The following is a 15,113-nucleotide window of genomic DNA, read 5'->3' as shown; positions in this document are numbered from 1 at the left end:
AGTCGACGCCTTGTTCGTTTGGAACCGTTGTCGGATCGACGGCTTTAGAATGCATCGCAGTCTTGCAAGAGCTTTTCGAACCGTGACGTGTCGGCGGTGATTTTCTGGAATGGCTTCCGGGCAGGACCGATGTCGTAGCCCAGAATGTCAAGCGCAAGCTTCGTACCCGGAATAACACTCGGGGACACACGAACCAGTTCGTCAATGAGCTCATTGGCAATGGACTGGGAAGCCCGGGCACTGGCCAAATCGCCACTCTGCACATGCCGATAGATGTCAAGGTAAATGCGCGGTATGAAATTGTAGGTAGTACCAATACCACCGACCATGCCCATCGCCAGACCGGCGGTTAGCATGTCGTCAGGCCCGTTTATGAACTGAACGCCTTTCACAATGTGCATTAGACGTTCTGCCGTAAAGAGATTGGTGTCCGTATGTTTGGAGCCAATGACGTTCGGCAGTTTCAGCATCGCTTCTTGCGCATCGAGCGATAATTTCCGGCCCGTAGTATGCGGTGCGTTGTACAGCAATACCGGCAACGGGCTGCGCTCAGCCAGATCCCGGTAGTAGTCGAGCACTTCTTGTTCGGTGTACGCGTAGTAAAACGGTGGCGTAGACGACACGACGTCGTAGCCAATCCGGCCGGCATCGTCTGCCAGCGTCCATGCATCACGCGAGGATAGTGCGCCGACCTGGGCAATCAAGGTAACCCTGTTTGCGCAGACATCGGCAACGAACTGCAGATATTCACGGCGTTCCTCTACAGATTGCAGAAAGCCCTCGCCAGAACTACCACCAACGTAGAAGCCCTGCACGCCCGTTTCAATATGGCTCTCTATCAATCTTCTCGCGCGTTCGGGCGCAAGCTTGCCATTACTGTCAAAAGGCGTGATGAGCGCCACGATGATGCCGTTGAGTTTACCGACTGAGCCCATTGAACTAATACTCGTATGAAATGAACGATTCGAAAAAAATGGCCCTGCAACTCGTAATGAATTGCAGGGCCAGTCGTTAGTATTGGCGCAACACGGTGTAACGTCAACCGGGTGCGCCGGCCCTAAAGCCGATCAGAAGTCGACGTTCAGGCCCGCAAACACCTGTCGACCGATCACATCGTAAACGGTTCCGTTGGTGCCCGCGGTGTTGCGTGACGCATGCGTGAAGCCCATGAGCTGCGGCGAGGCGTCAAACAGGTTGGTAGCTCCCAAGTACACCTGCACTGTATCAGTAGCGCGATAGCTGGCACGGACATCAAGGTAAGATGCGGCCTTCATCGTGTTCAGGTTTGGCGCATTAACCGTGTTGTTGACGCGGTCTTTGGACTCCGCGCGATACCGCCAGGTGGCAAACAGGTCGACATCTTTGATGCTGTAATCCACGTTCAGGTTGAATCGGTAGTCCGGATACAGCAGTTGACCCTTCTGGTTCTCGTCTTTTCGGCCCGCATGGATGATGAAGTTCGCACCCAGCGATACCATAAGATCACCCGGTCCTACCTGACCGAACTGGTAGGCAGTTTCCAGGTCGACGCCGCTAAATTCAGACTTCTCCGGGTTGTTGACGGTACCCACTTGCAGTTCGAGCATTGCGCCCGCGGCAGGGTCTCGAACCAGCACACCACCACAGGTCGGGTCAAACGATGTCGGTGACACCTCGTGGCAATCATCCAGTATTTGGCCTTTGCTCTGACGGCCAATCTGGTCCTCGATCTCGATGCTATAAAAGTCGGCGGCTATCGAGAAAGCTTCCAAAGACACGGGCGTAAAAATCACGCCAGCTGAGTACGACATTGCCGTTTCTTCCTGCACATTCGGATTGCCTGATGACAGTACCCGGGTCATCTGCGATTCGATCTGAGACAAGGTAAACGCACCAGTCGTGTCGATCCGGTTCTGGATTGCTGCGAGGGTACGGCAATTTTCCGCTACATTACCCGTCGTTGCATTGGTTACCCCGTCACAAGGATCGACAGTGGCACCGGCACTGTTCGTACCTCCGGCAAACAGGTCACTGACATTCGGCGCACGAATAGCCGATGAGGTAGCGGCACGGAAGCGGACGGAGTCATTGATCGGCGCATCGAGGCCAACCTTCCAGCTACTGATATTGCCAACACTGGAGTAATCGCCAAAACGACCGGCCACTTCAAGTATCAGCTTATCCATTAATGGAATGTTCAACTCACCATAAATCTCGGCAACGTCGAACTCACCACCAGTGGCCTGCAGGTTCTGAACACGGGTCAAACCCGCTTGGCGCAAACCATCAGGAATTTCTTCAGCAGCTTCTTTCCGGTATTCGATACCCGTTGCAAAGCCGATGTTGTCCTGCTGCCCGACACTGAAAGGCATTTCGCCAGAAAGTACCGCGCTGACAACTGTCTGCTCGATCTTGCCCTGCGAAGACAAATTGACGCTCAAGTAGTTTATAGCTTCTTCTGAAAATCCGGTCACGCCGGCGACCCCTGCAACGCTATCAACCGTGTTGAATGGGTTGTACGGCACACATCCCTGCAAACGAGCAACAGCATCGACGCACTGGTAGCCACCGAACCCATCGGGCTCAATATTTAACGCAGTTGCTGCGCGCTCGAGATTGATATCACCGTTAAAGAAGACATCAGAATCAGTCACGCCGTACACAGCTGAAACATCCAGCCTCATACCGTTGTCAAAATCGTGATCCACTGCACCAACAACGCGGAAGGTCGTGCGCAATGCGTCATTTCCCAGTGGGCCGAATTCGTTTACGCGGCGGAATGTATTGGAGATGTCGTCAAGGGTCGTTGCACCAGCCGCGAGGAACTGTGCACCTGCGGAACTGCCCGCCCACAAGGGATGAGTTGCCAGATCCATGTTTGAAGCACCGCCTGCCGTGGTCCTGAACGTTTCTGTAACCGTGTTCAGCGGCAGAGGTTCAAACCGTCCTGACGATTCGATACGGGAGTAATTCATCTGAACTGTGGCGGCCGTCTTCTCGCTAAGGGGCAAATTCAGCCCCGCGGACACGTACTGCTTTTCCTGGGGAAGACGCAGCAACCAGAAGTCATGAAAATTCAGCCTATCCGAGGTATCCACATTACGTGAACCTTCGAAAGGCGATCCGTCTCCCTTGATATCGACGCCCATACCCAGCAGACGACTCTCAGGAATAAAGGATGAACCCTCGAATTGCAGCGAGTCACGCAGGCCATCTCCGGTGGTATCTACTCCCGTAAGGCTGTACGGAGCGTAGTCACGATCACGCATCCAGACTTCGGATGCATCTGAATAGGCCATAGAGACCCAGACATTACCGCCGCCTTCGAAGTTTTTACCCAGCGTGATATCAATGTCGTTGCGTTGACGGTCACCCTCGGTCGCCTGACCGGTCTGAGCGTGTAACTTCACGCCTTCAAAATTCGTCTTGGTAATGACGTTAATGACACCGGCCATTGCGTCCGAGCCATACACGGCTGACTGGTTACCGGTCAGCACTTCGATACGCTCGATAATCGCGGTCGGAATTGCGTTCAGGTCCACACCGTAGCCGGAACTCGCAGAGACACCCGAAACGAAGCGGCGCCCGTTGACCAGCACAAGCGTTCTTTCCGAGCCCAGGTTACGCAATGAAGCCGTATTCAGGCCGGTCGACATACCTGCGTTGCCCGAGGTATTGGAACCATTACTGCCACTGGTTATGGATGGCACTCGCTCCAGGAAGTCGCCCAGATTCGTTTCGCCCACCTGGCCGATCAACTCCGAGTCCACAACAGTGATCGGCGATGATGAGGAAAAGGTATCCCGGCGAATATGTGAACCCGTGACGACGATCTCTTCTACAGCATTGTCGTCTTGCTGAGCCTGTGACACAGCCGGTATGGCAAGAGCTCCCGAGGAAACCGCGCACATAACTGCCATACTAACCTTCAATGTGGCAACCTTACTTACCGCCGCGCGCTGCGATAGTCGTTTTTCTTTAATTAGTTCACGCATCTTAATTACTTAGCCTCCCCGAAGCCGCGCATAGTGGCCGGCCCGTTTATTATCTGCCTTAACAAAGCTGCGGCATGCCCGCACTTCGTGTAACCTGACTACAACCCCCACAAGCTTTAACGTTATATGCGCCATTTCATAAAGTCAACCTTTAACATTACATGCCCCGGATAGGGGCAAGATTTCAGCGCAGGTTTTTCCAAGCCAACGAATAAGCCTGAAAAGGGCGCAGGCCCCTTGCATCGCCGCAATCATGCTTGCTTCAAAATGGCGCACGCAGCCCTTCCCCCTGCTCTCCAATTCCGCAACGTCATGTTCTGAAGCCGGGTTCGACGGACGCTGCGTGTGCAACACATCGGTGCACCGAAATGCTTTCAGGCGACACCTCTATTCACTTGCATTGAGTCTTGTCGAGGACAGCATCTATGCCCGCCGGCCGCGATACTCCGACCGAGCCAGCAAGTGGTCGTTGTACTCGGGTCGGGTTTTGCCACTGCGACCACCGATGCGCGCTGAATCTCACAGTCATCCCGCAATCGGAAATGGCCGCCGATTTCCGCCATGCTCCATCTTGCGATCGGCAGCCTGCTTCTCTCGAGTCCGGTCGATAGGGAAAGATGAATCTTGCAAGCAGCAATGCAGCCCGAAAACTATCACGTGCAGCTATCCTGCTCTAATTGACTTTTCTTTTCATTTAACGTCAAATGCTGCAAATGTCGGTTGTTGCTTCCCTGCATCATCGAACAGGTCATGATCACGAAAAATTAAAGAGAGACTGTCATTAATATTCATAAACGAAGCTTGCAATACATCCCTGGCGGCGTCAGCTCGTTGAACAGGCAAGTAAGTCCGTCACTCGCCTTTTCCAAAGCTGAAGGCGCCTACCTATGGGATTCGGAGCAGAACCGATACCTCGATTTCCATGCCGCGTTCGCACCGCACTTGCTGGGGCACAACGAGTCACAAGTGAACAATGCGGTTACCTCGGTCATTGCCAACCGTTCGAGTCTGTACGGCTCCGGTCCAAACGAACTTGAGATCGCACTGGCGGAATCGGTCTGTGGCGACATCAAACACGTTGAAAAAGTGACGATGCTTAATACCGGCAGTGAAGCAACAGCACTGGCCATTAAATTGAGCAGGGCCGCAACGGGCCGCAAACATTTCATCGTCATGCAGGGTGGCTACAACGGCAACTCGGATGAACTTGCCTGCAATGTTTTCAATACCATTGCTGAAATCGGCGAGCGCGTCAGTCCCGGTGAGTACCCGATCCGACCGCTTGGGGCAGGTACTGTCATTAGTGAACAACGGTATGTTCACGTCATCAACTACAATGATCTTGAATCAGTTCGCTACGTGTGCAAGCGCTACCCGGTAGCGGCTTTGATAACGGAGCCGGTTCTGCAGAACATCGGCATTGTAGGCCCCGAGGAGGGTTACCTCAGCGGCTTGCGCGAGCTCGCAGATGAACTTGGTTTTGTGCTGATTTTTGACGAGGTGAAGACCGGCTTTCGCCATGCACTGGGTGGCTATGCCGAGCTTTGCGGCGTCAAACCAGACCTTGTCACCTACGGCAAGGCTGTCGCGAACGGCTATCCAATTTCGTTGCTCGGCGGCAAGGCGGAACTCATGGACCTGCTGGCTGACGATGATCCAAGCAAGCGACCATTGGTTGCCGGCACATACAACGGGCATCCGGCGGCGGTTGCAGCAGCTATCGCAACACTCGAAATACTGAAGTCGCGAGGCGGCGAGGTTTATGCGCACCTGGACACGCTGGGTCGTGCGGCTGAAGCCGGACTTCGACAGGCATTCGAATCCCGGAATATTGTTGGAACGGTTGTGCGACTGGGATCCGCTTTCTCTTTCTACTTCATGGATCATGCGCCACGTGACTTTCACGACATGCTGACCAATCATGACTTCGAACGGGATGTGGCGGTGCGACGGGCACTGATAAGCGCAGGGATTTACTTCATCCCTATTGCTACCAAGCAATGTTCGATTTCAGCCAGCCACACGCTGGACGATATCCAGTTGATGGTTGAGCAATTCGGCAAGTGCCTTGATGCTGTTGGCTAGAATCCTGCCGACGACCACCATTAGTTAAACCGTAAGCGCCCTGTCAGCATGCTCTCCCCCGGTAGGCTGACAGGGCGTTTGCTTTTCATTCAGGCGCGCACGCCGTATTCTGCACTCAAGACGATCAGGTGGTCAGCCGACCTCAAGCAAGCGAACGCATTCGCACGCTCTCAGCGATCAACTAACGCATCGTCAACGATCTCGACCCAGTGACGTACCGGAACCCTGGCAGCGGCGCCTAAATCCAGCTGGCAGCCGACATTGGCGGTTACGATCTTGTCCGGTGCGTCAATCGACAGAGCCTCAACCTTTTGCGCCAACAACTTCCTGCTCAGTTGTGGCTGCAGAATCGAATAAGTCCCGGCCGATCCGCAACACAAGTGTTTGTCCCGGGTCCTGGCCAGATTGAACCCCATTCTGGCCAGTATGCGGTCGACTCCATCGGGAAGCTTCTGCGCGTGTTGCAGGGTACATGGACAGTGGACGGCAACTTTCTCGCTATCGGGTGCAACGTTCAAACGCTCGATGTCTTCTGCGAGGACCACCTCACTCAGGTCCCGGGCGAGCCCGGAAATGACCGCGGCTTTCTCCGCGTATTCGGGGTCGGATTTCAGTATCTCTCCGTATTCCTTAACCATCGAACCGCAACCGGAAGCAGTAAGCACAAGCGCTTCTGCACCGGATTCAACCAGCGGCCACCAGGCATCGATGTTCTTCCTGAAAAAGGCTTTGCCCTCATCGTGATGCCCAAGGTGGTAACTCACTGCACCACAACAACCCGATGCCGATTCATCAATGAGCGAGACGCCAAGCTTGTCGAGGACTCGTGCAGCAGCCGCATTGGTATTGGGTGAGACTGAGGACTGCACACAACCTTTGGGCGTGAACATTACCCGATCATGCCGTACTGCGGGCCAGACTCCGGGCGGCGTTCGACTGGGAATCTTGCGCCGCAAGAATGACGGCAACAACGGCTTCATGACTCGGGCCGCTGTAAACGCCATGGCAAAACGTCGCCGAAATGCCACCACGTTTCTCAGCAACCAGCGAATTCCGCGCGCTGTTACAGGCCTCGGCAACTTGCGCTCAAGAATGCCCCGGCCGATATCGGCCAACCGTGCGTACTGCACACCGGATGGACACGTGGTCTCGCAGCTCCGGCACGTGAGACAACGATCGAGGTGGACCCGCGTATTCTCGGTCGCCTCTCCGCTCTCAAGAAACTGTTTGATCAGGTAGATACGGCCCCTGGGCCCGTCCCGCTCATCGTGTAACTGCTGGTACGTCGGGCAGGTTGCATTGCAGAAACCGCAATGCACGCATGAGCTTAAAATCGCCTCGGCTTCGGCAGCTTCGGCCAACTCGCGGAATGATTCGTGAATGGAAGTTTGCACCGCTGTCCCTGCTATATGCCGTCGTACATACGGCCCACATTGAATATGCCGTGTGGGTCAAAGCTTTTCTTCAAGCGCATCTGCACGTTACGCATTGCCGGCACCTGCGGGTGGAAAACCTCCCCGGAGCGATCGCCGTGACGGTACAGGGAAACCTGTCCTCCCAGATCACATGCCAGCGATTCGAGGTACTGCGCGTCAAACTCCCCGCGCAGCCAACGTTGTGCGCCACCCCAATCGAGCAGCCAGGGCTCGTCTGCATTTCTGTGCCCGCTGTTGGATGCCACGGAGAAACGCCAAAGCGGAGTACTGCCCTTGAAGAACTCCAGTGACTGTTCCCGAATGTGACGCCATATCGACTCGTCGCCGGAATCAAAATCAGCCTCAATCTTGCCACGAGCACCCGCTACAGCGCGTTCCGCACCTTCGAGCCGCATGTACAGCTTGCCGTCCAGCCACGCCGCGGCGGAAATCGGCAACGGCGTGCGCGTCATTTCGTTCATTCGCCTGATAGCAGCGGCAGCGTCCATTTCGCGGACCAGGGTCGCGGTCGCAGCGGGTATGGGCAACAAGCGCACAGTTACCTCCGTCATGACACCCAACGTCCCCATCGCCCCGGCCTGCAGCCGCGAGACGTCGTAGCCCGCTACATTCTTCAGGACCTGGCCACCAAAGCGGAGCCGCTCGCCCCTGCCGTTAATCAATGTAACGCCGAGCGTCGCATCGCGAACCGAACCCCGCCACGGCCTTGCCGGACCTGCCGCATCGCAGGCGAGAGTTCCGCCGATAGTCGCTTTGCCATCGAATACCGGAGGCTCGAACGGGAGCATCTGGCCACAATCCTCCAGGCACTGCGCGATCTCGGTCAACGTCGTTCCGGCGCGCGCAGTCAGTACGAGCTCGGCCGGCTGGTAGTCGAGTATGCCGCTGTGACCTGACACGTCCAGGCACTCACCCGCAACATCCCGGCCGAGAAATGACTTACTGCCACCCGCAACAATCGACAGTTTTGTGCCGCTGGCGGCGGCAGCACGCACGGTAGCCTCAAGTTCGGCAGCGATGTCGCCCATTAGCGTTTCGCCCCGCCCGACGCATCGATAGAGCGGTATTCCTGGCACTGGCGCAAGGTCGGAATACCTTTGCCCGGGTTCAGTATGCCGGCCGGGTCGAGTGCGTCCTTGATGGCATGGAACTGTGCAAGCTCGGCATCATTGAACTGGGCCAGCATGTAGCGGAGCTTCTCGACTCCAACCCCATGTTCGCCGGTAATCGAGCCACCCACTTGCACGCACAGTTCGAGGATCTTGCCTCCGAGCTCTTCCGCAGCGTGCAGCTCACCCGGAACACTGGCATCAAAAAGAATGAGCGGATGAAGATTACCGTCACCCGCGTGAAAAACGTTGGAGATCCGCAGACCGTACTGCTCCGACAATTGCTGGATTGCTTCCAGCACGGCGCCGATCTTTCGGCGCGGGATCGTGCCGTCCATGCAGTAGTAGTCGGGCGAAATGCGCCCGGCGGCCGGAAAGGCGGCCTTCCTGCCTTTCCAGAACAGCGCTCTTTCTGCGTCGTCCCGTGACACGCGGCAGGACGTTGCGCCGAACTCGCGGAAAAGACTCTCGATGCGCTCGACATGCTCGAGAACTTCGTCTTCGTTGCCGTCCACCTCGCACAATAAAAGTGCCCGGGCATCCCGCGGATAGCCCGCATTGACGAAATCTTCCGCCGCCTGGATCGCGAAGCCGTCCATCATTTCGAGACCGGCCGGTATGATTCCGGCCGCAATGACTGCGCTCACGGCATCGCCCGCATTCAGGACGCTATCGAATCCCGCCATGACTACCCGGGCATGTTCGGGTTTCGGCAGCAGCTTGACCCACACTTCCGTGACAATGCCCAGCAACCCTTCCGAGCCGATAAACAACGCATTGAGGTCGTAACCCGCGGTATCGAGGCCGCGCCCGCCCACCTGCAGGATCTCACCTTCCGCTGTGACTATTTCCATGCCCAGCACGTTGTGCACCGTCAGACCATACTTCAGGCAATGAACCCCGCCTGAGTTTTCCGCAATGTTGCCGCCGATGCTGCAGGCGATCTGCGATGACGGATCCGGCGCATAGTAGAGGCCGAACTCTTCGGCCGCTTCGCTGATAGCCAGATTGCGAACACCGGGCTGCACACGCGCAATCCGGGCGTCCGGATCGACTTCAATTATCCTGGACAGACGCGCCAGAGAAACCAGTACCCCGTTGCTGTCAGGCAATGCACCTGCACTGAGCCCGGTTCCTGCTCCGCGTGCCACCACTGGCACCTTGAGCTCATAGCACAAACGAACTATGGCCTGGACCTGCCGCGTCGTTTCCGGCACCAGCACCAGCAGTGGCATCGCCTTGTACACCGGCAACGCATCGCATTCGTAAGGCCGCTTGCTTTCGGCATCCACGATGATTTGATCGGCCCGCAGGAGCTCGCGAAATCGCGCCGCTAGCGCTAGCTTGCCACCATCATCGGTCTTGGCACTTGCGTTCATGTCCACCCGGTCGCAACGCGACATTCAACGTTCGCTAGCGAGATCCGGACCAGAGCCGCGGATCCTCGTTCTGCCAGCTCGGGTCTTGCTGAGCCCCGAACAAGTCTGTCTGTGGCAACAGGTGTTCAGGCAGATTGCCCCCGGCCAGCTGCTCGGGCAATTCAGTGAATTGGGCCGGCGTCCCGAACGCGAGCGTGTCAGGAGGCACGTCCTTGGTCAGCAACGCACCGGCGGCGATAAAGGAACGCGCGCCCACAGTCACGCCGGGGCAAATCGTTACGTGACCACCGATCATCACGTGATCCTGGATCATGACTCCGGACAGCTGAGCGACCTTTCTGCGCATCGGCATCTTGTCATTCAGAATGGTCACGCCGGGGCCAATGAAAACCATATTGCCAATTTTCGCCTGACTGGGCACATAGACATGCGCCATGATCTTGACGCCCGAACCAATTTCCAGCGAGCCTTCCAGTGTCGAGCCATGATGCACAACAACGCGATCGCCGATTTTAATATTCGCCCGGATCAGGACATTGTGGCCACAGGAGAACCGGTTACCGATAACCGTGTCCGCGTAGATCGTTGACCCTGACCGAATGACCGCATTGTCCCCAATACGGGTCGGTTCGCGATCACCGGAATACCGGTAGCCAAGCGCAACGCCGGCATCCACCTGTGCGTTCTCACCGATGCTGTAGTAGTCACCAGCTTGTTGTATTGGTTCGATGTCAGTATCTCCTCTCTGCGGTCTCATCTTGCGGTAACGCTTGCACTCTAACGCACGAGCCTGCGGCCTGTTCTGCGATATTCCTGCAACTGGACCGCACTGGCAAACTACCGGTCAGTGCAAACTCAGGACTGTCTTAATATTTGTACGGCGCGATCGGCCACAACGTCACCGGCCGGTGCCTTGAAGGGCGGCCGAAACGAAGTGTAACGGTAGAAGGAGCTCATGTACTCGCGGTCGCCGGTATTTGCCGAATCCGTAAAATAACCTTGCGACCCGTTCGCGTATCCACAAGGAATGGTCAGGGCCGTAGGCGAAAGCTCCCGCATCCTGCGACCGATGCCCTGGAAGGGCTCGCACTGCATGCCAATAATCCCAACGTCACCAATACGGAATACATGGGTCGGCAGGTCCACCGATTTCAGCACGGTGTCGGCGCGCCCGGTCTTGCGCAGGTCCAGCGCCCATTCACTCCACGGGAGGATAGATTTCACCAGAGCGCCGCGGTATTTCGGCGATAACGCGCGTGGAAAATTCAGCCCCACACAATCAAGCGTGTCCTCCCTGCCGGCATCGGCACGCTTGATAAAGTCGTGCATTTCCGCGATTTCGTCTTTGAGAATGCCGAGGCTCGGTAACGGGCCGCAGGGAACCGGCACTGATTCAACCGTGAAGCTCATGCCGTCGCGTTCGGACAGCCGAAGGTCTTGCAGGGCCTTTACATAGCTCTCGCCAAGCATCTCGCCAAATTCAGTTGCACGTTCAACACCGCCGGTGAACATCTCCTTGGAGTTGACGTCACCGCAACAACCCTGCAAGAACCCTACCGGAACCGGCTCGCCACCATTGGCCAGTTCGCGCGCGACGATATCCGTCGCAATTTGCGGCCATTCACCGAAGACAACGGGGTCTTCCGGCTTGTAACTGGTAACCGGGTGCCCGGTAAATTGCACAAGCGCGGCGACGGCCTTGTCCCGATCATTTCTGAAAACTACGACAGGCGCCTGGCGGTCAATATCGCCATTGAAATCTTTATCAATGAGCACACGATCTTCTTCACGCATGAAATAGGTCGAGCCATCAGCGCGACGTCCCTTGCGATTGTAGGTAATCCGACCTTCCGTTCCTTCGGCATGCCACACACTGACTGGCTCGAGCATGCCCGGCAAACGCCGGACCGAAGCGGTTAGCTCCGCAAACACTCTCTGACCGAATGGGGTCAGCGGTGCATCGTATTTTGGATCGTTACGGTCCACATTGTAGAAGTTTTCGCCCGGCACCGTGGTTCCGCCGGTTGGCGCGCCACTGTGATTATGCGATGTAAATATCACGATGTTTTCCAGCGCCATGCCAAGCTCGCGCGAAATCATCTTTTTCGTGTACTTGAGCGGCAAGGCACCATCAAAGCACACGATACAGGTACGGAGCTCGCCGTCCTTCAGCAACATAACCGTCGTTTTCAAGGGGCCGGCAACCTTGCTGATCACATGCCCAAGATGACTGCCACCGTTTTCGCCAACATCTGCCATTGTGCCAAAGCGAACAGCCGCTACCTCAAGTCGTTTGCCCGGCCTCATTGCGTTGGCAAAGCTGCTGAAAGAGGCACCCGAAGCAGCTACTGCGCCGGCGGCAAGTGATTTTTGCAGGAATGTACGTCGATCCGTGTGGCTCATGCGCAGCTCCAAAGGCATCCAATCGCAGTGGTCAGCCGACTATATATTTAACGTTACACACCTGCAAGCGAACCACCGCATATGAAAAACCCGGTCGCATGAAGCTCACGGAACACGGCAGGCCATCCCGGAATACACCCACCGTGCAGACGGTGATTGACACATCCGCCTGCTGCTCCGCCAGCTAACCGCTTTGCGTGGACCAGTGCCTTGACAGAGCCATGACCTTTAACGTTCAATGTTTTGCGACAGGAACATGCTGTAACGGGGCCATTGAAAAGCTGAGCCGGCCGGAGCGACCCAGTGAACCGGAGCAAGCCTCATCGTCTCGCAATGCACTGCCGACGCCAGGCACAAGCAGCTATAGCGTGCGATTAAGCATCTTGAAGAAGACGAGTTCAGCAAAACATGATGAGCCCCAATCCTAAAGTTAAGTGGCTGGCCTTTCATGGTCCGGATCGTGCGGTGCGCCGGACTGAACAATATTCTTACCGATCAACGAACTGCGACCGCGCTACGCGGCCAATGGTAGCCGCGGCCGGCGCCCTGCTGTTTGCTTGCTCGCCGCTCGCCGCGCATGCGGTTCCGAGCGCCACAAGCGGGGATCAAATCGAACAACAGACACTCGACGATGCCCGCCCGGGTCCGAACGGGGATAAAACCGATAACAGTAGTTCAATCGTGATTTACGATGCGAACTACTTTGCCGCTTACGGTGTCAATAGCGTGGCCGACATGTTGCGCTGGATCCCCGGTACTGCCGCCCTGGTACCGCGAGATGGGAATGCGCCGAGTGCCAGTGCGCGCGGCTTCGGCTCTGGCGGCGACCAGATACTGATTAACGGCAAACGGTTGTCGGGAAAGGCAACCGACATTGGTTCCGTCGTACAACGGATGAAGGCTGAACGGGTTGCGCGCATCGAAGTGATTCGCGGCACGGCTCCGGGCCTCGAAGTCCAAAGCCAGGGCATCATAGTCAATATCGTATTGATCGAGGGCGGGTCTACCGGTTCCGGGTCCTGGCAGGTTCATTACGGAGACTATTTCGAAAATGCGCCCGGGAAGTTTGATGGTCGAATGTCGTACAGCAATGAAATCGGCCCGCTTAACTACCTGCTTAGCGCCGAGAGTGGACCGCTCAACCGAGGGACGAACTTCACCCGCACTGAAGATTACCTTTCCCCCGAAGATGGCCAATTGTTTGAACGTCGGGATTATGAAGAGCAGGCACTCCAGCACGACCACATCTATACCGCCTCTGGCACCTTGCACGGCAGCGACGGACGCATCCTGAACGTGAATGCCCGACTCGCGAACCTGCAGACTGAAAGCAATAGAAACATTGCAGCAACAGATGTGAATACTGCCGAAGTTGAAGACACGCACTCGCTGTTGGATACCGACAGCAAATCGTGGGAAATCGGAGGGGATCTCGAACAGCGGCTTGGCCGGGGCGCGCTAAAGACACGCCTTATCTATGCCGACTCGGCTTCGTTAACTTCAGACTTCACGACGCTGACGTCGACAAGTGCCGAAGCAACCGACACTCAGACGCTCGTCGTAACGGATCAGGAAACCACTGAGACAATACTTCGCTCATCGTTCAGAAGCGCCCTGAACAAGGGTCGAAACCTTGAACTTGGTGCAGAGGTCGCGAAAAACACGCTCCAAAAGGCAGTCAGCTTGTTCGAGCAGGACGCCACGGACACACTCGTACCGGTAGACATCTTCAATTCCGATTCGAATGTCGAGGAAATCCGCTACGAAGCTTTTGGCAAACATTACTGGCCGCTGAGCAGTGTCATTGCGCTGGAAAGCGCCATTAATGTTGAATACTCGAATATCAGTCAGATTGGAGCTGATGTCGACGATGATCGTACCTTTGTGTTCGTCAAACCGCGGTTCGATCTCCGCTGGGATATCAGCGAACAGTCGCAACTGCGCAGCTCGCTCGCGCGCTCCACGAGTCAGCTGAATTTCAACAATTTCGTGGCCACCTTCGACCGGGAAGACGTGGAGATTGATGCCGGCAACCCCGACCTCGAGCCGCAGAAAGCCTGGGTTATCCAAATGACCTACGAACGTCGATTGACCGACGATCGCGGCATGATGGCTGCCCGCGCTTTTTATAACGATTACGATGACCACATCGATAAGGTTGCCATCAGTGAAACCGCATCCGCGCCGGGCAATATCGGTGACGCCCGACTCTACGGTATCGAGTTCAAAAGCAGTTTACGCCTTGATCAGATCGGCTTGGATACAGCGGTTCTGGATGCAATTTACAAGATCCAGAACTCGGAAACCATTGACCCGTTTACGGGTGAAGAGCGACCAATGGCAAATGTTGGAAGGCAGCAATGGTCCCTGCGCTGGCGGCATGACATACCGGACTGGCGCTTCAATTACGCATTGGATCTGGATTGGAATACTGATACTTACACGCAAGACATCAATTTTCGGCAACAAGAATCGTTGCGAAAGCCAAGAGCCTTTGTAACCGGCCAGCTACATTTGATGGACAACCTGGTTCTGTGGCTCCAGGGTCGCGTGATTTTCGGTGACCCGCGCCGCCGGATACGCGAGATATACACCGGCAACATAGCTGATGGCATATTGTTGCAGCAGGAGAGCCGGCTGCAAGAATACCGGCCAGAAACTATTGTGGGTCTGCGCGGCCGATTCTAGGAGAGCATGTAGCGCTCAAGCTAACTGCGGCCTCAACTC

General features: G+C 56.1%; 9 protein-coding genes. 2 read left to right on the top strand and 7 right to left on the bottom strand.

Features of this window, described 5'->3' with window-relative positions; translation table 11 throughout:
* Positions 1-44: 44 nt before the first annotated feature.
* Positions 45-935, bottom strand: coding sequence for a dihydrodipicolinate synthase family protein (locus tag BA177_RS03895; RefSeq protein WP_068613090.1), 891 nt, complete (start codon positions 933-935; stop codon positions 45-47).
* Positions 936-1,067: 132 nt separating this feature from the next.
* Positions 1,068-3,899: a TonB-dependent receptor plug domain-containing protein gene (locus BA177_RS03890; protein WP_068613087.1), complete on the bottom strand. Its 2,832-nt coding sequence runs from the start codon at positions 3,897-3,899 to the stop codon at positions 1,068-1,070.
* A gap of 906 nt (positions 3,900-4,805) precedes the next feature.
* Here BA177_RS03890 and BA177_RS03885 point away from each other — a divergent pair.
* Positions 4,806-6,059: an aspartate aminotransferase family protein gene (locus tag BA177_RS03885; protein WP_197493316.1), complete on the top strand. Its 1,254-nt coding sequence runs from the start codon at positions 4,806-4,808 to the stop codon at positions 6,057-6,059.
* Between the two features lie 170 nt (positions 6,060-6,229).
* Here BA177_RS03885 and glcF read toward each other — a convergent pair whose 3' ends face one another.
* The 5 genes from glcF to BA177_RS03860 form a co-directional block, all read right to left on the bottom strand.
* A complete protein-coding gene (gene glcF / locus BA177_RS03880) occupies positions 6,230-7,453 on the bottom strand; it encodes a glycolate oxidase subunit GlcF (RefSeq protein WP_068613082.1) in 1,224 nt (407 codons plus the stop codon).
* A gap of 11 nt (positions 7,454-7,464) precedes the next feature.
* On the bottom strand, positions 7,465-8,523 hold the full coding sequence (gene glcE, locus BA177_RS03875) for a glycolate oxidase subunit GlcE (protein WP_068613079.1): 1,059 nt from the start codon (positions 8,521-8,523) through the stop codon (positions 7,465-7,467).
* Positions 8,523-9,983 carry an FAD-linked oxidase C-terminal domain-containing protein gene (locus BA177_RS03870; RefSeq protein ID WP_068613076.1) on the bottom strand — a complete coding sequence of 487 codons (1,461 nt, stop codon included), beginning with the start codon at positions 9,981-9,983 and terminating at the stop codon, positions 8,523-8,525. Before BA177_RS03870 ends, glcE begins: the two co-directional genes overlap by 1 nt.
* 34 nt (positions 9,984-10,017) lie before the next feature.
* Positions 10,018-10,740, bottom strand: a complete 723-nt coding sequence (locus tag BA177_RS03865; protein ID WP_068613074.1) for an acyltransferase — start codon at positions 10,738-10,740, stop codon at positions 10,018-10,020.
* Positions 10,741-10,838: 98 nt separating this feature from the next.
* On the bottom strand, positions 10,839-12,386 hold the full coding sequence (locus tag BA177_RS03860; protein WP_156762691.1) for a hypothetical protein: 1,548 nt from the start codon (positions 12,384-12,386) through the stop codon (positions 10,839-10,841).
* Positions 12,387-12,794: 408 nt separating this feature from the next.
* Here BA177_RS03860 and BA177_RS03855 point away from each other — a divergent pair, with 408 nt between their 5' ends.
* Complete coding sequence (locus BA177_RS03855) at positions 12,795-15,074, top strand: TonB-dependent receptor plug domain-containing protein (protein WP_082989847.1); 2,280 nt, start codon at positions 12,795-12,797, stop codon at positions 15,072-15,074.
* The last annotated feature ends 39 nt before the right edge of the window (positions 15,075-15,113 follow it).

Origin of the sequence: Woeseia oceani, assembly GCF_001677435.1 — a bacterium.
In the GTDB taxonomy this organism is placed as follows: domain Bacteria; phylum Pseudomonadota; class Gammaproteobacteria; order Steroidobacterales; family Woeseiaceae; genus Woeseia; species Woeseia oceani.
The sequence above is the reverse complement of the archived record's forward strand: the minus strand, read 5'-3'. Positions and strand labels throughout refer to the sequence as shown.

Coding starts and splice junctions, on each gene's coding strand:
- BA177_RS03890 (WP_068613087.1), bottom strand. CDS start 3,899: ATGGCAGTTATGTGCGCGGTTTCCTCGGGAGCTCTTGCCATACCGGCT.
- BA177_RS03895 (WP_068613090.1), bottom strand. CDS start 935: ATGGGCTCAGTCGGTAAACTCAACGGCATCATCGTGGCGCTCATCACG.
- BA177_RS03865 (WP_068613074.1), bottom strand. CDS start 10,740: ATGAGACCGCAGAGAGGAGATACTGACATCGAACCAATACAACAAGCT.
- BA177_RS03870 (WP_068613076.1), bottom strand. CDS start 9,983: ATGAACGCAAGTGCCAAGACCGATGATGGTGGCAAGCTAGCGCTAGCG.
- glcE (WP_068613079.1), bottom strand. CDS start 8,523: ATGGGCGACATCGCTGCCGAACTTGAGGCTACCGTGCGTGCTGCCGCC.
- BA177_RS03860 (WP_156762691.1), bottom strand. CDS start 12,386: ATGAGCCACACGGATCGACGTACATTCCTGCAAAAATCACTTGCCGCC.
- BA177_RS03855 (WP_082989847.1), top strand. CDS start 12,795: ATGATGAGCCCCAATCCTAAAGTTAAGTGGCTGGCCTTTCATGGTCCG.